The organism is Delftia deserti (genome assembly GCF_042653485.1).
GTDB classification, from domain to species: domain Bacteria; phylum Pseudomonadota; class Gammaproteobacteria; order Burkholderiales; family Burkholderiaceae_C; genus Comamonas; species Comamonas acidovorans.
Genome location: NZ_JBHSIH010000001.1, coordinates 2,582,443 through 2,602,504 on the forward strand (window position 1 = coordinate 2,582,443; position 20,062 = coordinate 2,602,504).

24 protein-coding genes are annotated in these 20,062 nt (G+C 63.5%); all 24 read right to left on the reverse strand.

Annotation, left to right across the window (positions count from 1 at the left end; genetic code table 11):
• Positions 1-33 precede the first annotated feature (33 nt).
• A complete protein-coding gene (locus ACFPFG_RS12665) occupies positions 34-348 on the reverse strand; it encodes a hypothetical protein (RefSeq protein ID WP_380106833.1) in 315 nt (104 codons plus the stop codon).
• A gap of 610 nt (positions 349-958) precedes the next feature.
• Positions 959-1,972, reverse strand: a complete 1,014-nt coding sequence (locus tag ACFPFG_RS12670) for a hypothetical protein (RefSeq protein WP_380106835.1) — start codon at positions 1,970-1,972, stop codon at positions 959-961.
• Positions 1,969-2,901 (reverse strand): hypothetical protein, encoded by a 933-nt coding sequence (locus ACFPFG_RS12675; protein ID WP_380106837.1) that lies wholly within the window; start codon positions 2,899-2,901, stop codon positions 1,969-1,971. Before ACFPFG_RS12675 ends, ACFPFG_RS12670 begins: the two co-directional genes overlap by 4 nt.
• Positions 2,898-8,123 carry a phage tail length tape measure family protein gene (locus ACFPFG_RS12680; RefSeq protein ID WP_380106839.1) on the reverse strand — a complete coding sequence of 1,742 codons (5,226 nt, stop codon included), beginning with the start codon at positions 8,121-8,123 and terminating at the stop codon, positions 2,898-2,900. The genes ACFPFG_RS12675 and ACFPFG_RS12680 overlap by 4 nt, the downstream gene beginning before the upstream one ends.
• Positions 8,124-8,223: 100 nt before the next feature.
• Positions 8,224-8,850, reverse strand: coding sequence for a hypothetical protein (locus ACFPFG_RS12685; RefSeq protein ID WP_380106841.1), 627 nt, complete (start codon positions 8,848-8,850; stop codon positions 8,224-8,226).
• A 49-nt stretch (positions 8,851-8,899) separates the two neighbouring features.
• Complete coding sequence (locus ACFPFG_RS12690; protein ID WP_380110267.1) at positions 8,900-9,262, reverse strand: DUF1799 domain-containing protein; 363 nt, start codon at positions 9,260-9,262, stop codon at positions 8,900-8,902.
• Positions 9,208-9,651, reverse strand: coding sequence for a phage tail assembly chaperone (locus ACFPFG_RS12695; RefSeq protein WP_380106843.1), 444 nt, complete (start codon positions 9,649-9,651; stop codon positions 9,208-9,210). The genes ACFPFG_RS12690 and ACFPFG_RS12695 overlap by 55 nt, the downstream gene beginning before the upstream one ends.
• Before the next feature lie 102 nt (positions 9,652-9,753).
• Complete coding sequence (locus ACFPFG_RS12700; RefSeq protein WP_289241190.1) at positions 9,754-10,410, reverse strand: phage tail tube protein; 657 nt, start codon at positions 10,408-10,410, stop codon at positions 9,754-9,756.
• Between the two features lie 98 nt (positions 10,411-10,508).
• Positions 10,509-10,862, reverse strand: coding sequence for a tail completion protein gp17 (gene gp17, locus ACFPFG_RS12705; RefSeq protein ID WP_380106845.1), 354 nt, complete (start codon positions 10,860-10,862; stop codon positions 10,509-10,511).
• Positions 10,852-11,448: an HK97 gp10 family phage protein gene (locus tag ACFPFG_RS12710; RefSeq protein WP_380106847.1), complete on the reverse strand. Its 597-nt coding sequence runs from the start codon at positions 11,446-11,448 to the stop codon at positions 10,852-10,854. Before ACFPFG_RS12710 ends, gp17 begins: the two co-directional genes overlap by 11 nt.
• A 5-nt stretch (positions 11,449-11,453) precedes the next feature.
• The gene (locus ACFPFG_RS12715) at positions 11,454-11,708 is read right to left on the reverse strand and encodes a hypothetical protein (RefSeq protein WP_380106849.1); all 255 of its coding nucleotides are present in this window, start codon (positions 11,706-11,708) and stop codon (positions 11,454-11,456) included.
• Complete coding sequence (locus tag ACFPFG_RS12720; protein WP_380106851.1) at positions 11,705-12,040, reverse strand: phage head closure protein; 336 nt, start codon at positions 12,038-12,040, stop codon at positions 11,705-11,707. Before ACFPFG_RS12720 ends, ACFPFG_RS12715 begins: the two co-directional genes overlap by 4 nt.
• Entirely contained in the window at positions 12,040-12,363 is a 324-nt protein-coding gene (locus tag ACFPFG_RS12725) for a head-tail connector protein (RefSeq protein ID WP_099750621.1), read from the reverse strand. The genes ACFPFG_RS12720 and ACFPFG_RS12725 overlap by 1 nt, the downstream gene beginning before the upstream one ends.
• On the reverse strand, positions 12,350-12,751 hold the full coding sequence (locus tag ACFPFG_RS12730) for a hypothetical protein (protein WP_380106854.1): 402 nt from the start codon (positions 12,749-12,751) through the stop codon (positions 12,350-12,352). Before ACFPFG_RS12730 ends, ACFPFG_RS12725 begins: the two co-directional genes overlap by 14 nt.
• 59 nt (positions 12,752-12,810) lie before the next feature.
• A complete protein-coding gene (locus ACFPFG_RS12735; protein ID WP_380106855.1) occupies positions 12,811-14,055 on the reverse strand; it encodes a phage major capsid protein in 1,245 nt (414 codons plus the stop codon).
• A gap of 95 nt (positions 14,056-14,150) precedes the next feature.
• Positions 14,151-14,951 carry a head maturation protease, ClpP-related gene (locus ACFPFG_RS12740; RefSeq protein WP_380106857.1) on the reverse strand — a complete coding sequence of 267 codons (801 nt, stop codon included), beginning with the start codon at positions 14,949-14,951 and terminating at the stop codon, positions 14,151-14,153.
• The gene (locus ACFPFG_RS12745; protein ID WP_380106859.1) at positions 14,932-16,236 is read right to left on the reverse strand and encodes a phage portal protein; all 1,305 of its coding nucleotides are present in this window, start codon (positions 16,234-16,236) and stop codon (positions 14,932-14,934) included. Before ACFPFG_RS12745 ends, ACFPFG_RS12740 begins: the two co-directional genes overlap by 20 nt.
• The gene (locus tag ACFPFG_RS12750) at positions 16,233-17,945 is read right to left on the reverse strand and encodes a terminase large subunit (protein WP_380106861.1); all 1,713 of its coding nucleotides are present in this window, start codon (positions 17,943-17,945) and stop codon (positions 16,233-16,235) included. The genes ACFPFG_RS12745 and ACFPFG_RS12750 overlap by 4 nt, the downstream gene beginning before the upstream one ends.
• Before the next feature lie 8 nt (positions 17,946-17,953).
• Positions 17,954-18,361 carry a hypothetical protein gene (locus ACFPFG_RS12755; RefSeq protein ID WP_380106863.1) on the reverse strand — a complete coding sequence of 136 codons (408 nt, stop codon included), beginning with the start codon at positions 18,359-18,361 and terminating at the stop codon, positions 17,954-17,956.
• A 131-nt stretch (positions 18,362-18,492) separates the two neighbouring features.
• Complete coding sequence (locus tag ACFPFG_RS12760) at positions 18,493-18,738, reverse strand: hypothetical protein (RefSeq protein ID WP_380106864.1); 246 nt, start codon at positions 18,736-18,738, stop codon at positions 18,493-18,495.
• Positions 18,739-18,890: 152 nt separating this feature from the next.
• On the reverse strand, positions 18,891-19,094 hold the full coding sequence (locus tag ACFPFG_RS12765) for a hypothetical protein (RefSeq protein WP_380106866.1): 204 nt from the start codon (positions 19,092-19,094) through the stop codon (positions 18,891-18,893).
• 10 nt (positions 19,095-19,104) lie between these two features.
• Positions 19,105-19,425 carry an Ogr/Delta-like zinc finger protein gene (locus ACFPFG_RS12770; protein WP_212644906.1) on the reverse strand — a complete coding sequence of 107 codons (321 nt, stop codon included), beginning with the start codon at positions 19,423-19,425 and terminating at the stop codon, positions 19,105-19,107.
• Positions 19,426-19,428: 3 nt separating this feature from the next.
• On the reverse strand, positions 19,429-19,680 hold the full coding sequence (locus tag ACFPFG_RS12775; protein WP_380106868.1) for a hypothetical protein: 252 nt from the start codon (positions 19,678-19,680) through the stop codon (positions 19,429-19,431).
• Positions 19,681-19,690: 10 nt separating this feature from the next.
• The gene (locus ACFPFG_RS12780) at positions 19,691-20,056 is read right to left on the reverse strand and encodes an HNH endonuclease (RefSeq protein ID WP_380106870.1); all 366 of its coding nucleotides are present in this window, start codon (positions 20,054-20,056) and stop codon (positions 19,691-19,693) included.
• Between the last annotated feature and the right edge of the window lie 6 nt (positions 20,057-20,062).

Sequence of the window (20,062 nt, forward strand, 5' to 3'; positions counted from 1 at the left end):
GCGGCTGTCGTGGGGTGTGGTCAATCGGGACGGTCAGAGCGTCACAGCGAGCGCGAAGGCGGCATCGAGCGATTCCGGCGTGCCGCCCAGCTGCGCCCAGAGCGCCGACAGAAACGGGTTGCTGCGCTCCCAGGTGTCGGCCTCGTACTCGATCTGCGCGGCACGCTTGTCACTCCCGTCGGGCATCGCTGCGATGGCGGCCTCAGCCTCTTCGAGCAGACCCAGCATGAGTAGCGCAAGACGACCCTGCCGGCGCGAGCACGAGTGCGGCCCAGTCTCGACGCGAGGGGCATCAGGCCATCGCGTGATCTCAAGACCGCCAATGATTTCAGTGATCATTTCTGTCATGCCATGCCTCGCAGATTATGCGCGATGTAGAAAGATGTGCTTACTGCAGTCGTTGGAGTTACGTATACAGCAACTGATCTCCTGAAATTGATGGGGTAGTTGTCATCCCACGCATAGTACCCCTCATTTCCTGCGCTATTCATTGATGTGCGACCAATAGGCAAGATATATTGATTTGTCGAAAGAGATATATTGTTGTCTACCAGGGCGCGACCATCAATTATTAACTCAAGCCGGAATGTCCTGGAAGAACCAATAAAATTTGAGACGCCAAGAAATCCAACACTACCACGCCCCGTCGCGCTAACTATTAGCGTCCGCACTCCTGCGGATATTGAAGGGGCTGCAAGTGTCGCGCCGTACTGAGCAAATGTTGAAGAAGCCCCTATGGGGGAAAGTGCCGACGACCGAAGAGACGATGTTCGGACATAGCTGGCCGCCACATAGTTTGTGAAGTCGTCTGCTGGGTCAGTTGTGCCGGCACCATCCGCAGTCAGTCGCTGGTATATCTCCAGGTCCAGAGGACTTTTTACGTAGTCCCCTTTAAGCACTGTTCGGCCAGATTGCCAAAATGGGATACTCCCGCCCTGGCCTAGCAAGTCATTAATATTCATACAAGCCCCCGTGTCGAATCCTGATAAGTTAGAACATTTGTGCTGCCAAATATTGCGGTCAGCAATTGCGTGCCAATGCTGCGGCTGCGTAGTTTTGTGGAGCCCCAAGCCTGGGTGTATTGGGCACCGTCACCAATGGCTTCGATAATTGCGATCTTGTCGCCTGGCATCCACGATGCAGGTAGCGTGAGCGTGATGCCTGCGGCAGCAACGATGTATGCGACACCCGCGACGCAAGTCGTGTTCGTCGTGACAACCTGGCGCGTGAGGCTGTCGGTCGCCGCTCGGGCAGCCACACCGATCACCCAGTCCGCTTTCGCTGTGGAGCCCGAGAACACGTCCACCCCGATGACCATGGCGCCCGTGTTCGGGTTGTAGCTCTGAACGAGGCCGCTCATGCTAGTCGCCGGGTCGCTGGTGGACGTGGCCACCACATACATGCCCACGACAAACGAGCGGCTCGCTTCAATCGTGAAGCTCTTTGCGCCGGCACCAGGGGTCACGCTTGTGGTGCTGCTGCCCTTGATCTGCTCGGATGCGAAAACGGCGGCCTGATCGCGGTAGGCCTGGGCCTGGTTGCGGAAGCCCTCCGCGTCATTGCGGAATACCTGGGTCTGATCTCGATAGCCCTGCGTTGTGTTCCGGAAACCCTCCGCCTCGTTGCGGAAGCCTTGAGCTTGGTCGCGGTAGTTCTTGGCCGTGGTGCTGAATCCTTCCGCATCGTTGCGGAATGTCAGCGACTCATTGCGGTAGCCCTGCGCGGCGTTCCGGAAGCTCTCGGCCTCATTCCTGAATCCTTGCGCCTGGCCCGCAGATTCGGCGGCTGCTGTGGCCCGCTCGTTGGCAGCCATCGCATTCGTCTCGCTGGACTTGCCGATCTCCCAGATGCGGTACGACACAGCCGGCATTGAAGTGCCGTAGGTGTACGCCTCCTGATTGAAGTTCGCGCTGCCCAGGGCCGGATAAATCGGCACATTCGGCGCCGCTGGAGTTGGAACAATGTCCGTCATACATTTCCCTTAATCTGAATTTCGGCGCGCGCCGTAGGCCCACCCGTCGAGCGCACGGTGCCGGTGACTTTCCCCACCGTGGCCAGGTGCGAGAACTTGGCCATCTGCGAGACCTCGATTGCCACTGCTTTGCCCGCTATCTGCGTGAGCAGCGAGTCAACAAACGGCGCCTGGTCGGCCTTGATGACGCAGCTGAGGCTGATGTTTTTTGCTTTGCGCCCTTCGATTTCTCTGTAGGTGCCGTCTGGGAAATCCTCCGTGTAGCCGTAGTCTTTGGTGGCCACCTCTGCCCCGTCCTCCACGGCGCTAATATCCCCTGAGGGCGCCAGCAGCGTCTTCTGGTTGCCGATGCTGATGTAGCCCACAGCCGCCTCCACATCCGCGTTGTTGCGACGGACTGTGAGCGTGATTCGCGCATCGGGATGGATGGGCAGGCCTTTGAGCGTGTAGTGCGTGCCCCGCTGCAGGTCGCCGAACAGGTACTCGAATTCCCCGTAGGCCTGCTGCCAGAGATCCACGCTGACGGGCGGGATCAGGTTCGCACCACCAGGGCCGGCAGTGACCGAGATGTCCAGCCCATCAGCCTCCAGCCCGTACAGCACAACCCCATCCACGAAAACGCCCTTCAGCTCGTAGGTCAGCGAATGCAGGGCACGGGCTTTTGTGAATAGGTATTGATCAAACGGGCACCATCGGTTCGTGGGCTCTTTGAAGAGCCACTCAGCCGGCAACTTGTCCGGCGTTACAGCTGTGCCCGTGTGATCCTTCACGCACTCATAGATCTTCCTTTCATAGACGCGGCGGTCTCCAACCTTGTAGTTGCCAGAGCCAACCCATGCCACTTCGCCTCGGGCCGAATCAAGCTCGGGAATCGAAGTGGCAGGGCCGAAGGAATCCGGCGTGATCGTCTTCGGCAAAAGAATGTTCATACGCTCTTCATCCTCACGAAACCGGAGTCCGCAACCGTGTCGAATTGGTCGGCCATTTGCGGCATGCCGGCTGTATTGCGCTCCAGCGCCGCGATCTGGCTCCGCATCTGCCGGTTCTCCGCGACAAGTTGCTCCAGCAGGGACTCGACACGAGCACTGCCTCCTACACCGCTCAGCATTTGCTGGGTCTGCGCTGAAGACCAGTACCGTGCAGGGCCTGTGACCTCCAACTCAGGGCCACGCTCGCCAACCATGCGCAGGCCACCCAGATGCAGGCCTCCTGACGCAAAGCCAGGCGCGCGCTGCGCCGCGAGCCAGGCTTCCCAGTCGGACTGCCGCAGGCCGGACAGTTCGGCCAGGTCCTGCGGTGTGGCGTTGTTCTGCCGCGCCCAGTCATAGAGGCCTGCAGCATTGCCCGTGCCGTCAAATGCGTGGTAGCCATCCTTCAGGCTGTCCAAGCGATCCACGCGATCCTTGGCAGTCACAGATGCGTAGTACGCAGAGCCGTCCGGGTTCGTGTAGACATGCTTGTATGGGGAGTCGCCTCCGCCGCCGTGCAGGTTGCTGCCAGGGCCTGGCGTCACGTCAGATCCCAAGCCGCCGCCCTTACCCGGCTTCGATCCCGCTCCGGTTGGCTGCTCCGGGAACATCAGTGCTTTCAGCGCCTGGATGGCCGCCTCGACACTGAGCGTGGCGTCGATCTGAGCCTTGTTGCCGTCCATCAGGTCACGCCAGTAGCCGAGCGTCTTGTCCAGGCGCTCAAGCTGCTCTTGCGAGTTCTTTAGTTGCCGCTCCTCCAAACTGAGCTGCGCATCGCCCTTCTCAGCCAACTCGGTGAGCTGGCCGGCGAGGATCAGCGCATCGCGCTCCTTCTCGAACTGCGTCGCGTAGCGCCCCGAGTTGATGCCACCCCGGGCCGCGCCGATGGCATCTGTCAAGCCTGCATAGTCGGTGAGCTTTCGCCCGCCGCGCACGCCGGAAAGCGCGTCCTCGATGTAGACCATCCCCTGGGCGGCCAGCATCTGCTGCGTGGCGTCCAGCGAGCCGTACAGGTCGCGCGCATTGCTGCGCAACGTGCTAAGTGCGCTCGACAGGCTGCTTATGGCTTCCTGCGATGCGCTGGCCACGTCCTGCCAATACTTCTGCTCGCGCTGGATCGCAGCCTCGAAGTTCGCGTATGCGGCCTCCTTGGCTTTCTTGCGCGACTCCTCCAGGGCCTTGGCCGCCTCGTCTGCCGCCGTCTTGGCCGCCTCGGCCGCCGTGTCCGCTGACTTCTGCGCGGCATCGGCAGCCACCCCGAAGAGCTGCGCCAGGGCCAGCAGCTTCGCCGCCAGCTCGTTGTTGCCAGAGGCCAGCGCATCCTCGATGAGCTTGCGGAAAGCCTTCTTCGCTGCCTCGCCGCCCGCAGGGTCGATGTCGATGCCCAGCTTTTTGAGCTGGTCGCGCACCTGGCGTTGCAGGATCAGCGCCCGTTCTTGCTCCGAATAGAAGCCGGCGTAGAAGGCATTCACACCGCTCGCCAAGGCCTCAATGCCGCCGGCGAACTTGAGCAACTCCGTCTGAGCTTTGCCGGTGATATCAGCGAACCCCGTGAGCGTTTTGGCCCAACCGTCGAACGCCGCCTTGACAGCACCGATCTGCTGCAACACGGCGTTGAGGCTATCAAGGTCCTTGACGGATTCCAGCGCTTTAGTTGCCCAGTCTGCATCACCGAGCGTCTTGCTCATCGCCGCCGCCACATCCTTGGCGATCATGTCCAAGTACTGTTTTTGCCCTGCTTCGCCATCTGCGAATTCGCGCGGCGCCCACTTGTTGTTTTGATCCTTGGACCAGTCAACAATGGTCTTGCCGTCAGGACCCACGATCTGCAGCGCGCCCCAGGCGCCGTCTTTGCTGCTGTCGTCTGCAAAGCCGGTTTTGACGATGTATCCCGTCTCGCGGCCGAAGCTCTTTGCGAACGAGTCGAGCATGCCGCCCACGGACTTGGCCACGCCGTTCACAAAGTCCTGCGCGCCCTGGTTCCAGTACTTGGCGCCCTCGTAGTAGCCCAGGGCACCGTCTTCGCGCCGCTTCACAGCGGTCGTCTCTCCGCCAGAGTAGACGGCATCCGCACCGTAGTGCGGGGTGCCAGACTTGTCGAAAGACTTGATCAGACTGATCAGCGCAAGGGCAGCTCCCGCCCATGGCAGCGCAGCGCCGAAGGCCTGCATGCCGCCCGCGAGCAACTCGCCTCCCATCATCATCTCGATGCCGCCAGACAAAGCCGGCATGCCACCCATGAGACCTGCGCCGAAGTTCGTGCCTGCGAACAGGCCACTCTCACCCAGCAGACCCAGGCCAGGGATGCCCCCGCCAAAGCCGCCACCTGAGCCCCCCGTGCCGCCTACGCCTCCCAGGCCACCGCCGCCACCTCCCTGAACCCCGATGAGCGAGGCAACAACCTGCACAACGAACGGGCGCAGGAACATCTTGTAGATCTGGTCCGCCACGGTCGTCTTGAACGTGGTGGTCAGGCTCTTCGTGAAGCTGTCCCAGCCGTCGCGCCCGTTGTTGAGCATGTCGGCGAAGCCCTTGCGGAAGATCTCGTCGTACTGCTCAACCTGCTTGTTGACGTACTCCTCCTGGATGCGCAGCAGCGAGGTCTGTGTGTCGGTTTCAGCCTTTTCGCGGGCCTTCTTTTTCAGGTCCTGCTTTGCGATGAGGTTTTCGATCTCATCGTCGCTGTAGGTAGCGCGATCAATCGCCGCAAGCTCCTTGGCAAGCTCCAATGCGATGCGACGCTGCGCGACGATCTTCTTGCGCTGCACCTCATCGGCACCCAGGAGCGACAGGCCCTCTTTCTGGATCGCAAGCTCATCTTTCGATGTCTGGAGCGACTTCGTGAGACGGTCATCCATCTGCTTATAGTCGGCCTGCTGCAAGGCGGTCACCCAACGCTTCTGCGCGGCGATCTTGGCCTCCAGGCTGGCGATGTATTGCGGGCTAAAGCGGAGGCTGTCCTGTGCCTCGGCCATCTGCTGCTCAAGCGTGGCGAGGGTCATGCGCTCGATCTCGGTGCGGCCCTTGCCAAACACGGCATTGGCGGCTTCCTGCTCGCGGGCGCGCTCGGTGAGGGAATCGGCCGCCTTGTAGTTGCCGGCGATCAGCGATTCATAGGCCTTCTGCGATTTGTGCAACTCGTCGTTGCTGCGCACCTGTGCGCCCCATGCGTCGGCGATGGATTTCGCCTCTTCGAGCTTTGCCCTGGTCTTGGCGTTGGTGGTCCTTTCGATCTGTGCCGCCAGCTTGATGGACTCGCGCTCTCCTTCGTTGAGATCGGATGCGGCGGCTCCCAGCGTCAGCAGCTGCTCGCGGTACTGCCTTGCGCCTGCCAGTTTGGCCTCCAGTCCCGCCATCTGGTTCTCGGTAACGTTGATCCCGCCGCCCGCGCCCTTCTCGGTGAACTTTTTTTCGATGCCAGCGACTGTCTTGTCGTAGTCCGATTTCAGCTTCGCAAGCTTGGAAGCCATCAACTCGGGGTTCTTCGCAAAGGCTTTCTCCGTCTTCTCGACGGCCTCGTTGTAGAGGTTCTGTGCGACCGTCAGCTCTTGCTTGCGCTTGACCTCCTTGGAGGCAAACTGCCCGGCGACCTGGTCGAATGCCTGCATGGCATCCACGTAATCATTGCTTGCGACCTGCTCTGCCGCCTTCTTTTGACCAGCCGCTATGCCGTCGCGCAGGCTCTTCTCCTGTGCGCGCAGATCCTCGACAGCCGCACGCCGCCGCTCCACCTCTGCCTTGCTGGCACGGCTGCCCCCGAAGGCCGCACGCTCAGCATTCGCGAGTTGACGTTCTGCCGCCTGCAGGTCGCTCTGCACGGAGGCGAGCTTCTGCTCGGCTGTGCCTTCACGGCCGATATCCAGGATGGCGTCCCATGCCTTCTTTGCAGCGGTCTTGACCTTATTCCAACCCGCCTCGATGTAGCCCAGGTTCTGGGTCAGCTCGTCTGCGCCTGTCTTCATCGCGTCTGCGTAGGCCTTCTGAGCCACAGCCGCAGCCTCAGCAGTCTTGCCCTGCTTCTCCAGCGCCTTGATCTGGTCGTAGATGCTCGCAGTCAGGTAGTTCATCTGCTCATTCAGAGCGAGCGATGCCTGCAGCGGATCCTTTGCCAGTTCCGCAAACTGCTTGGCCGTCTCGCTGACGGCTTGGCCCGTGGTCTTCTCCCATTGCAGAGCGATGGCGGTGAAGTCCTTCAGCTGGTCGGATGCGACCTTGCTGTAACGAGCCATCTCAGCAAGGCCTGCAGCTGCGGCGCCTTGTGTGCCTGACGTACTGGCGATGGCGCGAGCCATGGCATTCAGCTCATCGACGGTGGTGCCGGCCTGGTTGCCGCTCAGCACAAGGGAGCGGCGGAAGTTGTCCGACTCCTTGCTGCCTTGGTAATACGCTACGCCAAGCGTTGCGGCGGCAGCAGCAGCCACTGTGAAGGGATTCACCAAGCCGACCACGTAGCCAGCCATGCCGCGCGCAGCCGCGCCAGCACCGCCAAACATGTCTTTCAGCTGGCCGCCCTGTTGCAGCAGCACCGTCAGCGGGGCCTGGCCAGACTGGAGCGACACAACGATGTCCGTGAACTGCGCTGGCACCATGCGCATCGCGGCGGCGGTCTGCGCAGCCGACACGCCCACCTTGCCCATGCCGGCCTCAGTCTCGCGCAGCTTGGCGATATACGGGGCGGCCTGACTGGCGACACCCAGCTGCGCAGCCTGCAGCTCCAGCAGCTCGGCCTTGGTCTTGCCCAGGGCCTGTGTCTGAGAACGCAGGGATTCAAGGAACGAGCTCTGGCCCGCATCCTTGGCCTGCTGGGCTTTCGTCGCCGCCAATGCGTTCTCATATTCACGTATCTTGGCAATTACCGGATCAAACTTGGAGGCATCCATTCCTCGCATATCGAGCTTGATCTCAAAGGCCTTCGCAAGACTGTTGCCGGCTTCGGCGGCAATTCGCGCCTTTTCCGCCGCACGGGTCAACGCCTGGGCCATAGCGCTCTCGGCGCGGTCCATCTTTTGGGCGGCTTCATCGGCACCGTCCCCGATACCTTTCATGCCCTTACCCGCACGCTCGCCAGCTTTTGTGACGGAGTCGGCCATATCGGCGGCGCCCGTCTTGATGTTTTGAAAGGTGGTCTTGGTATCGTCTTCCGCAGAAACCACGAAGCCAATTTTGCGGTTTTGCTCTTCCATGAAACCCCCAAACAAAATGGCCCACCGAAGCGAGCCATAAATAATTAAACCGCCCTCAGGCGGCTTTCAATTCCAGATAAATTAGTCTAGGCTGTCCAGCCTAATCATTGCCAAAAGTAATAGTTTTACCCATCGTGGACTGCCATTTCTCTGCTGCTGCATCATAGCCAGATCTTCTGCACAAATTCATGTACTCCTTTAACTCATCTGGCCCAAGCCCTTTAAATTTAATCTCGCACTTTCGATACCACTCTCCGCATTGCCCTTCAGTTGAGGCGTTCGTATTTTTTTGGCAAATCGCCTTCTTTTCGGCCTCTCTATCCTTGGCCTCTGCAGCAGATCTAACCGCAGCCAATCTTCCAACCTCGACTGGATCGCACATGGAGCTGATGACTGCCATTGCCCCATTTCCAGACCCCTCTGTAGCTATCTCCTTAATCTCGGAATCAACGCTGCGTACAAAAAATGGTTTCTTCCCTGTGTATCCGCCAAACGAATTTTTAGCATTCACATAGCCGCAAGTATGCCGGGAGCCCCCTGACATAAAAGTGTACATTTCAGAAAACTGCGCGCTTGTCGGGTCCTTTAGCCCGTCACGAATTGCAGCCTTTACCATGTTTTCAACTGATTTTGACGGCTTGGACGCCTGAGCGGACGCAACTGGAGCCGCAATTGACAACATAGTGGCGAATGCCACCGATATGCAGGTAGAACCCAGCTTCCTCATGTAATACCCCTAATCTAGTTAACTGCAGCACGATGTTAGTCGATAGCATTCACCTTTTCTGCGGGATGTTGACCACGGCCATCTCCATCCGCCGCACGTCGGCGAAGAGTTCGTCCCAGAGCTCCTGGTCACCCTGTGCCACGCGGTCAAGCAGCGGATAGACCGCCTCATATCGCAGGCCTATGCGCCCGCCGCCGCCCATTCCCACAACCCAGGCCCATTGCGTCTGCAGGCCGACGAACAGTGCCAGCGGCTCGGCGTTCTCGGGCCAGGCCTCCACTGGGTCTTCCCAGTAGTCTTCTGGCTCGCAGCCTTCTGCAACTTCGGGATCGGGCGTGAAATAGGCGACGGTGGCGCTCAGGAGTTTTTTACGCGGCCATCCACAAGGGCCGCGCGGTAGGCCTCCCAGAATGCTGGCGCGGCGTTGGGCTCTTCATCGAACAGCTGCACCAGGGCCGCCTTGTCGAGGTCGATCTCCACATCCCAGCCCACCAGGTATTTCAGGGTGCGTTCGGCGCTGAATTCCAGGCCACGGTCGGCCAGGTTGGCGAAACTGAATTTCTCGCCGTCGGCAGGCTGAGGGACATTGGCATTGGACACCTCGTCCCACAGTTCGCCGAATTCGCGGCGCGTGCGGTACTTGAACTTGCACTCCAGCTCGACCACCTCGCCGGTCACGCGCACGAAAGAGACGGGCGCGGTGATGGACTCGGGACGGTCGCCGAAGATGAAGGCTGGGGGCTTCTGCTTGCCGGCTTGGTCTGCGGCAGAGGAAACAGCGGTCTTGGTTTGAGCGGGCATGGATTGATCCTTTCAGCGGATGGAAAAAGAGAAAGCCCGTGCGCAGCCGCCCGCCCCGCTGAAAGGAGCGAAGCGGCTGCGTCGGTGCATGGGGTGGACGCCTTAGCTGGCGTAGCGGGTGGAGCGGCCCTTGCCGCTGAAGTCGGCCTTCACGCGGTTGACCTGGCCGTCCTGCATCAGCACCTCGTCGTTGAGCGCCACAGTGCAGGCCAGATACGACGTGGCGCCGTTCTTCATGGTCAGGCGCTGGATGGTGTCGGCGCCGCTGGCGGACAGGTCTTCGAGCGCGTTGTAGCCGGGGGTCTCGATGGCGTCGGCGTCGATTTCCAGCGAGCGCGAGACCGGGCTGAAACCGTCGTTGATTTCCTGCTCGTTCTCGGATTCGAGGTAGCGGTACGTGACCTTCTTGGGATCGCCGCCGCTGGTGTTGTTGGACAGGATCTGCACCACGTCCACCCAGGTCAGCGCCTTCTGGAACGAGCCAGCGCCACCGCCAGGGGTGAACAGGTTGGTGTTGCTGGTGTTCGCCTTGCGGCCCTCCAGCGTGAACGTGTCAGGCGTCGGGACGGCCTTGACCCGGAACACCAGGCCGTTCAGACGACCCCAGCCGGACAGGATGATCACGATGTTGCCGACGGCCAGGCCGTGACCAGCTGCCGTGCAGACCGCCTCGGTCGCGTTGGTGATCGCTGTGATGGGCACCTTGGCGCCGATGGAAGTGGCCACGGCGATGCGCGAGCCGGTAGGGAGAGATGCCATGTTGTGGCCCTTTCAAAAGCAGAAAACCCGCCGAAGCGGGTTGATGGAGTGCCCTCGCGGGCGGGAGACCGCCTGGGCGGCGGAACAGGTCGGGCGGCCTATCTGGCGCCCAGAATGGAAAAGGTCTGCAGGTAGCCAGAAACGACTCCTGCGTCGTCATAGGCCCCGATGGGGTCGCCGTGCGGGCGCGCAGTGAACGCGGCAGCGGCACAGAGCCGCTCCTCGATGCGCTGGATCAGCGCGAAGGCCTGCAGCGGCGTGGCGGCCCAGGTGTTGATCTGGATGAGCGGCTTGCGCTTGTCGGCCGGCGCGTTGTCCGTGTAGCGCAGGACGTCGCCGCCGATGTGCTGCCAGGTCACGTAGGGCATGGCCGTGCCGTAGGGCGCGGTTCCCACGACGACGCGCGGGCACTCGGCCAGCAGCTCGGCCATGAGGTCAGATTCAAGTGCCACCGTAGGCCCCCTTCTCGAACAGCCTGCGCCACAGTTCAGCCTCGGCGGCCTTCTGCGCTTCAGGCACAGAGCTCTCCGCACTGCGCACGAATGCCTTGCCAGGCACCTGGATCGGCGTCGGCAGGGTGACGTAGTAGGCATCCTTCTGCGCCTGGCTGGCGCGCCGGCCTGGCGGCTTCTTGCCATCCATGCCAGGCCGGACCATGGGCCGCACCTGTCCGTCGTTGCCCCGGTAGTAGCGGTAGCGCTGCAGGTAGCCCCATTCCACCAGGTGGCCATGGGGCGCGATGACATGGTTCCAGCTGACGTGGTACTCCGCGCGCTGGCCATCGGCCGACTTCTCGGGGCTGAAGGCCTGGTAGATCGAGCGGTCCAGATTGCCCGTGGAGCGCCCCAACGCACGCACGTTGATCTTGACCCGCTCGTACAGCACCTGAGCGCCCGCCTGGGCAACTGGCCGAATAGCCTCATGCACATCGTCGCCCAGGTCCGCCAGCAGGCTGTCCAGCGCGCCCAGGTCCACCGCCATGCCGAAGGTCTTGTTGCCCTGCAGGGCCTGCTTGCGCAGATCGCGCCGGCTGGCCATGGTCGTCAGCCCTTGAACGGCACAGCGTCGGCACGCGCGGCACGGGCCTCGGCCACTCGCTCAGGGTCCGCGTTCATCCAGCCCGCGTTTGCCGCAGCCACATCGGCGGGCACGTCATCGATCAGCAGGCCTGCGTCGTAGCCGTAAGGGCCGATGGTTCCGGGCTTGGTCGTCAGCACCGTGCGTGGCCCGCCGTCGTCGGCCGGCGCCTGGGCAGCGCGCGGCGCCCGCGTGGTGCGCGGGGTCCGTGGTTTTGTCATTGGGTCGGTCCTTTCGTGAGCTCGCACACCAAGTCGATGTACTCGCGGGTTGGCCCAGGCAGCACTGCCTTGACCTCGTAGATATGGCCGTCGAACAGCACCCGCATGCCGGCGTCCACGCCAGCGCGGCGGCGAATCCGGATGCTCGCGCGGACGATGGACACCTCAGCGTCTGCCTTGATCGTGCCCAGGCCAGACTTGTGCAGCACGCTGGCTGCGATGCGGCCCGGGGAGATGTTCTCCCAGCCTTCGGGCAGCGGAGTGCCCCAGTCATCCGCGCCGCCTGTCTTGCGCTGGATGTGGATGCGGTCTCGAAGGGTGCCGGCCTGCATCAGAAGCCTCCTGCCGTGTTGATGTATGGCAGCAGCAGCCAGTCGGCACCCATCGGGATCTCGGCGGCCTGGCCCGGGGCCACGGCCTCGCGGTTGGCGTACAGGTGCCCGATGATCAGCTGCGCGGCCGAGTGGATGGCCTCATCGATGACCACGCCGACGGCCCCCTCCGGGATTTCGGCCTGGTCCTCGTAGAGCTTGGCGAAGATCTTCCCCTCGATGGCCAGGTACGCAGCAGCGATCCAGCCTTCGATCAGGGCGTCCTCCTCATCACCATCGACCCGCAGGTGCAGCTTGGCCCGCGCGAGGTCAATCCTCTGCATGGGCCTGGCCCGGGAAAGGCTTGACGGGCGCGCCCACCGAGCGGGCGTAGGCCACGGCGTCGGCGTGCGGGTCCACGCTGCCGGCGTAGGCCTGGGCAATGGTCTCAGGCATGCCCTCGATCACGTCGTCAGGCTGGAAGCGCACGCCATCGATGGTCACGGCGGCCAGGACGCGCACATCGACCAGCACCAGTTCCTGCGGGCCGGGGTCTTGCTTCACGTCAGCGCCAGCGGGCTGCTCATCTGCGGCCCCAGCCGTAGCCGGGGCCTGGATCTCGCCGGCCTGCGCAGTCTCGTCTGCACCCTGTTGCTGGTCCTGCTGGACTGCAGCCTGGTCGGCGACAGGTGCTTCGGGTGCCGTGGGTGTAGGTTTCGGTTTCGTTGCCATGTCGGCTCCTTGAGATGCGGCCCCAGCCGTAGCCGGGGCCTGGGTTCATCGGTGGCCGATCAGGTGGCCGAGTTGGCGTAGGCCTTGACGGCGCCGCCCACGTCCAGCAGGTTGCCGCCGCTACGGCAGAAGGCCACGAAGCCCACTTGGCCCTTGAGCGTGTATGCGCTGTCGGTCATGCGGAACAGGGTGACGTCCATCACGTCGCGGATCAGGTACTTGCTGAAATCGCCGTACAGGATCGACTTGGCATTGGCTGCCATGGCGGCCATGTTCTGGTTGATGTTGATGGCGCGGCCCATCAGGCGGTCAGGGGCGCCGCCAGGGTTTCCCTGCTCGTAGCCCGGCACGAAGATCGGGCGGTTCTGGGTGTCCTTGATCTTGCGCAGCACCTTGAGCACATCGTCATGGAACATCCAGGCAGCGCGCGAGCGGTAGATCGGGTCCACCGAGTGCTCCAGGTCCACCAGGTCGTCATAGGTCACGCTGGTGGTCTGGCCCGTGGCGCCGGTCTTGCCGACGGAGGCGCCCGTCACGATGCCGCGAGGCTGGCCGGTGCCAGTGCCCACGGTCTGGTGGCGGTTCTGGATGCGGCCCAGGCGCAGAGCCAGCAGCGACTTGATGTAGGCCTCGATGTCGATGAACGAGTCCTGCAGCAGCTCGAAGGGCAGCGCGATGCTCTTGGAGCTGTACTTGTAGACATCCATGGATGCCTGGCCGAAGGTGGTTTCGCCGACGGTGGCCGAGGCATTCTGCCCCACGATTTCGCCTTCTTCGGACGTGGCGTCGGCCGTGGGGAACAGCATCTGCGCGCCGGTCGCCGTCTGGATCGCGCTGGCCACGGCGCGGACGCCTCCCATCTGCTTCATGGCTTCGATCAGCGAGCGGCTGAACTCGGTGGCCACGGTGTAGCCACCCTCGGAGCCGGTCGTGGTGGACATGGCGGCGCGGATGTCGGGATTTTGGCGCGCAGCCATGGCGTTGCGTTGCTCAGGAGACAGGTTGGACAGGCCGCCAGTCAGCATGGCGCGCAGAGCCTGGGATTCCTCGGTGCGCCCGCCGCCATGGACCGTGGCCTGGTTGAGCGCAGCCTCGTGCTCGGCGCGCTCGTCGCCGGCCACTTGGTTGATGCGGTTCTCGCGGGCGATCTCGCCGTCGATGGCCTCGATCTCGTTGAGGATGGTGTCCAGGGCCGAGGCATCGGCGGACGGCATGCGCTGGTCGGCCGGGGTCTTGGCGTTCAGTTCGGCGGCGGCCTTGGCCTTCGCGTCACGCTGGGCGCGCAGTTGTGCAAGTTTGCTCATGGTGAGCCTTTCTTTCAGGTTGTGACCGCTCGCGCAGGTCGTTCGGACATGAAAAAGCCGCCTCGGTGGGCGGCGGTCTCAGTTGCGCGAGGCGCTTACTGATGGGAGAGGCGGGCCAGCATGCTCAAACGCTGCTGCTGGCGGGCGCGGTGGTCTTCGGTGGCGAACTGCTGGTCGTTCGCGGGCTCAGTCTGGGGCGTGGGCTCTGGCTCGTCGCAGGGGTCGCGCGGCGCGTTGGCGTAGGCCGAGAGGTTCCAGGCCTTGGCGTTGGCCCTGGCGCTTGCGCGCGCCTTGGCGTCGCTCGCAGCGATGGAGGTGGCGAAGCCGTTCTCCAGAGCCTCGTCGGCCGTGAACCAGGTTTCTTCGGCCATCCATTCGGAGATCTGCGCCAACTCCTTGCCAGTCTTGGCCGCGTAGGTCTCGGCCAGGGTGCCGTCGATCTTGTCCAGGAGGTCGGCCTCCTTGCGCAGGTCGTTCGCGTTGCCCCACATGCCGGTCCATGCCTTGTGGATCATGAACATGGCGCCCTTGGCCATGATCACCTCCTCGCCCGCCATGGCGATGAAGGTCGCCGCGCTGGCCGCGATGCCGTCGATGTGCACGATCACCTTGGCGCCGTGCTCGCGCAGGGCCTGCTCCATGGCGCGTGCCGCGAACACCGAACCGCCTGGGCTGTTGATGCGCAGATGGATGGTGTCCACGTCCAGATCACGGATGGCCTTCACGAACGGCCCCGGGGCGATGCCGCCCCACCATTCAGCCTCCAGTTCGCTGGACACGATGTGGTCATAGAGGAAGACCTCGGCCTCGCGGTCGTCGGCCTTGGCCACCACCTCGAACTTGCGGGCACTGGCGCGGCGGTTGTCCGCGTACAGCTTACTGAGTCGGTTTTTCATTGTTTCCCTTCCCGTCATCTTTTCCAGGGTTGCCGGGGTTGCGCAGCAGGCTGGCGTTCGGCGGCAGGTTCTCGCGGCGGCGCACCTCGCTGGCATCCATCCACGGCATTTCGCCGGCCCGGCCCATCGCGATGCGGTACGCCTCGTACCGGGTCTTCAGGTCGGCCCGCTCCAGGGCCTCGACCATGTGCTCCAGAAACAGCTTCTCGCGCACGGGCCAGAACTTGCGGTTCAGCTCCTGCTTGATCGGCGTCAGGTGGCGCTGCAGCGTGTAGCGCACGAAGCCGATGCCCTGCTGCTCGATGCCCGTGCCGAAACTGGTCTGCTTGTCCGTGTGACCGATCATGTGCGGCGGCACGCCCAGAATCCGGGAGATTTCCTCCACGTTGAACAGGCGGGTGGCCAGGATCTCGGCATCCTTGCTGTTGATGGACAGCTGCGCCGGCTCCAGACCGCCCGAGAGGATCAGCGGCCCACGGCCACCGTTCATCGCCCGCGCCAGCAGCGAGGCCTTGAGGTCGCCCAGCTGCTTGTCGGAGAGCCGACCAGGCGCCTTGAGCGCGTAGTCGATGTTCGCGCCGCTGGCGAAAAACCGGCTTGTGTGCTCCTGGGCGGCAATGGCCGCGCCGATGGCCTCGCGCCCTGCGAAGGTGATCGCACTGGGGCTGCGCAGGCCGTCGAAACCCAGGCTCGGGACGTGCAGCATGTCCGCGCTGTCCAGCGTGTATGCCGGCCCGCCGTCTGAGGGATTGATGCGGTACAGCACCTTGTCGCCCTTCTTGAACGGGTCCACGCTCAGCGGATGGTGCGGCTTGAGCGCGATGATCTTGGAGCTGCGCACGCTGGAGCGCACCAACTCGGCGAAGCCGTCCCCCTCGAAGAGCTTGGCGCTCATCAGGTACTCCCAGAACGTGAAGGCGGACCAGACGCCGCCCGCGTTCTCGTTGAGCAAGTACCAATAATCGTGGTCCACCTTCTCGCGCGTGTCTCGCTCGTAGATCGAGATGGGCAGCGAGGCGATGGCGCCCGCGACCAGCGAGACGGCGGCATAGACCACCGACACGCGCATGGCCGTTTCCTTGGTCACACGCACACCGGCCGCCGAGCGGCTGGAAGCCCCCAGCAGGTTTGCCAGTTCGCCCATGGACGTTCCGCTGCTGGTGACCTCGTTTTCGCCCAGCGCCACCAGGCCGGCGCGCTCCGCCGCGCCCTCGCGTCCCGCGATCCAGCCGGACAGCACGCGGCTGCCGCGATCCTGCGCGGTCATGTTGAATGTCTGTGTCATCCCAGCTCCAGTGAGTAAATCGCCGGGCCGGCCTTAGCCTCCGGGTTCAGGGCCATGAGATACACGGCATCGAAAAGGGCCATCAGCAAATCGATCTTGCCGACGCCGCTGGCCTGCTTGGTGATGGTCACGGCATTGCCCTGCATCACCGTCTTGGCGTTTCCCACGCACCAGGCCATGAGGGCGCTGCCGCCGTGCACCAGCTTCTTGGCGGCGACGTGGCGCTCGGCCGTCTTGATCGCCCCGTTCAACTGGTAGCCCTGCGGAATGCCCACCACCTGGGCAGCCTCCACAGGCCCCGGCTCGTCCTCTGTGCCCACCAGGGCGTCATAGATGGCGCCCAGGCCCAGGCGGTCCACGCCCACCTTGTCGAGCAGGCCCGTGTCCACGATCTGCTCCACGATCTGGACAACTTCCTCGACGTCCTGACCCACTCTATCCACCAGCACCAGGTCGCCGGCCTTGATGAAGTCGCGGTACTTGGACTCCTCGGACTTGCGGCGCTCCAGCGCAATTGGGTGGATCCAGCCACGCCCCCAGGAAAGCCAGCGGCCTGTATCAATCTCGCGACCGACGACCGCCAGGCCGAGCAAGTCATCCAGGCCACCGCCGTCGATACCGACCTCCACCACCTCGCTACGCTGCAGCAGTTCCTCCAGCGAGAACACCGGGATGGCAGCGGCCTCCCAGAAGTCAGCGCCAGCCCAACGGTCGGAGCGCAGGTTGAGCCCGATTTCAATGTTGAGGTGCTTGGCGAGGAACTTCTGGAACGTGCCGTCGCGCTCGCCCTCGTACAGCTTGATCTGGTCTTGCAGCCACTCGGCACTAACCGACCGGCCGAGGTTCGGGTTCGTGATGTAGAAGTTCTCGGCCTGCATGTAGGCCTTGGACTCGACCATGGCTTTCGGGAACTCGTACAGGATGCCCAGCGTCTTCGGGTCGTTGATCTTGCCGTCCCGCACGTCGCGCCAGTAATTCAGCTTGCGCTTGAATTCACCGGCAGGCGGCTCGTCGGATTGCGTGGTCAGGAAAATGACCCAGCCCTCATCGCGCGAGACCTGCCCGCCCAGCGCTTCCAGGAACATGGCCGCCGCATTGGAGCGCTTGCCAAACAGCCAGAGCTCATCCACCAGGATGCGACCCGACTTCTTGCCGGACACTGTGTCCGTGTCGGCCGCCACCACCTTCAGGCTGTTGCGGTTGACGCGGTGGGTGATGGTGCGGACGTGATCCTGAATGTGGAACATCTCCGACAGCTCGGGATCCGCGCGCACCATGCCGGCCGCTGGTTTGAAACTGTTGTCGGCGACTTCCTTGGTCGGCGCGAGGATTAGGTGCTCCTCCTCGTCGCGCCAGCACAGGATCAGAGCCGTAAGCATGATGCCCGCCGCAATGGTGGACTTTGTATTCTTCTTCGAGATCAGCAGCCCATACTCGCGGATCAGCTGCTTGCCGGTTTCGGCGTCGTAGCCCCCGAAGATGGCCGCCACGAAGTCAAACACCCATGGCTCGGAGCACTCCCCGAAGTTCGGGCTGCGGTACTCCTCCAGTTCCTCGTCCCATACCGTCTTCGGCAGGTCCACGACCCGCAGCTGCTTGAAGATGCCGAGCGCATGCTCTGCCTGCTCCGGGAAAATTGGTGCCGGGATGATGGAGCGACCTTCTACCAGCCTGCTCTCCCAATCGACACAGGCTGTTGACCAGTCCATCCATCACCTCACAGTTTCTTGCCTCCTGCGGCCACCAACTTCGGTGGCGTGGCAGCAGAGAATCGGCTCGCCACCCTCTTGGCGGCTGCTGCCTGCTCCTCCTTCTTCCCGCCGTCGCCCTTCTTTGTGTGCGTGTACTGCACTGCGGCGATGGCGGCCCGGATCTGCCCCGCCGTGGCATCGACCCGCCCGAGGGCAATGTCCTGCAACAGGGTGAGCATGTCGCGCTCCGGGATCTCGACCGCCTTGGCCCGCGAGCGCTTCAACGCGCCGCCCTGGGCCTGTGGCTCCATCGCCACCTGGACGGCCGAGCCATTTGCTGATTCCTTGGGTGCCGCCTTCTTGCGGCCAGCACCCGGGCGAGCGCCGCCAGAGTTGGCGCGCGGGCCGCCACTCTTGCCTTTGACGCCTGCCATTTGCTGATTCCTAAATCAAAAAGGGGGGAATTTTCTGCGCGTGCGGAACAGGGCGGTATCCGGGCAGAGGCCTCTCAGCCTTTGACCCCCTCCCCTCCCCTCGGTCGCCCCGGCGATGCCCCTGGATCGCGTCAGGCGGGCTCTGGCGCCGCTTCGAGCACCGCGCCCATATCCCGAGCCTCCTCGGCCGTCAGCGGCGCGTACTTCCACTGGCCGTTGTGCTCTACCTCTCCAACGCCGATCCATCCGGTGCGCGGCGCCTTCAGGCACAGGAAGTCTGCATATCGGTCGTTGGCGTAGGTCACCAGCTGCACGTCCGTGCCGTCCCGGGTGGCGTAGTCGCCCTCCTTGAACTCATGCTCAGGCGGCATTGGCACGGGCGAGGCAGTCCACGCCTGAATGCCTCGGATGCTCTCCACGAGCGATGCGCAAAGGGCATCCAGCATCTCCTGCCATGCGCGGTCGTATGTCCGCATCCGGGTAGCGAACAGCATCCTTGGGATGGCGCGCCTCTTCAGTGCTCGGACTTTCATCCCTGGGCCTCGTCATCGATGCGCAGCCGGACGGTCGTGACGATGAACTCCGGCGTCGCGGACTCAAGGCGGCTCGTCTGATGCCAGCCCACCTCCACGCTGGCGCGCATGCCTGTCTGCTTGGAGAACTCCTGCATGACGTCGCGGATCTTCGCGGCGGCGGTTTTGGCGTGCTCTTGGATTTGGTCGCGCGGGGTCATGGCAGCCTCCTCAGTGGCGGGCCTCGGTGCCCTGGTGCGATGTGGTGACGGCCGGCGCGGCGTGGGAGCCGGGCTGGTACTGCGAGGACGGCATTGCGTCCAGTTGGGTCTGCAGCAGCTTGCGCTTGATGTGCGTGCTCATCGGCAGGACCACCGCAGGGTTCGGGATGGCGCTGGGGCTGATGGTGCGGTTGATCTCGGTGACCGCCGAGAACACATGGCCGCACTCGAAGTTGCGGCACTGGAAGATGGTCTCGCGGCTGGTGCTGGTCAGCTGAAGGCTGGTGCGGGTGTAGGCATGCTCTTGGCAGTGGGGGCACATCATTCGCATAGGTCAGCACTCCTTGCGCTCGCGGCGCTCGTTGGAACACGTAGGGGCCGCGACATGCGGCACGACAACGGGGATCGGGGTTGCCTTGGCTGGCTTCGGTGCAGTGGGCGTCGGACGTGGCGCCATCGGCGCCGGCCTGGCAGGCGGGATCACGATCACAGGGCGCACCGGAATCACCACCACGGGCGCGGCCTGGGCCAGGGAGTGGATTGCAGCGCCAGCAACCGCAGCAGCCATCATTCGGATGGATCGCATGGTCATTCCTTCAAAGTTGGGCTCGTAGCGCCGCCTCGCGGGCCGTCTTCTCGACGTGGCAGCCGTGCTTGTTGCCCTCGGCGTCGTAGCTGACGCACAGGCACTGCCGGTTCTCGTCGGAGTCCTCGCCGCCCTGCCACAGCGGGACGACGTGATCCAGCTCGAAGGGCCGGGGCGTGCCGGGCGTGATGTCGATCAGCTCGCCGCAGCAGGCGCAGCGCGGGCCATCCCGCAACCAGATCCGCAGCCGAGCCTCTTGCCTGGCTCGTCCCCTGGATCGGCCAGTGGCACCCAGGCGCGGGGCCTGCTGCAGCTTGCGGGAGTCGGCCTTCTGGATCCTCAGCGGCAGCGCGCTGATGCGTGGTCGCTGGCCCATGGCAGC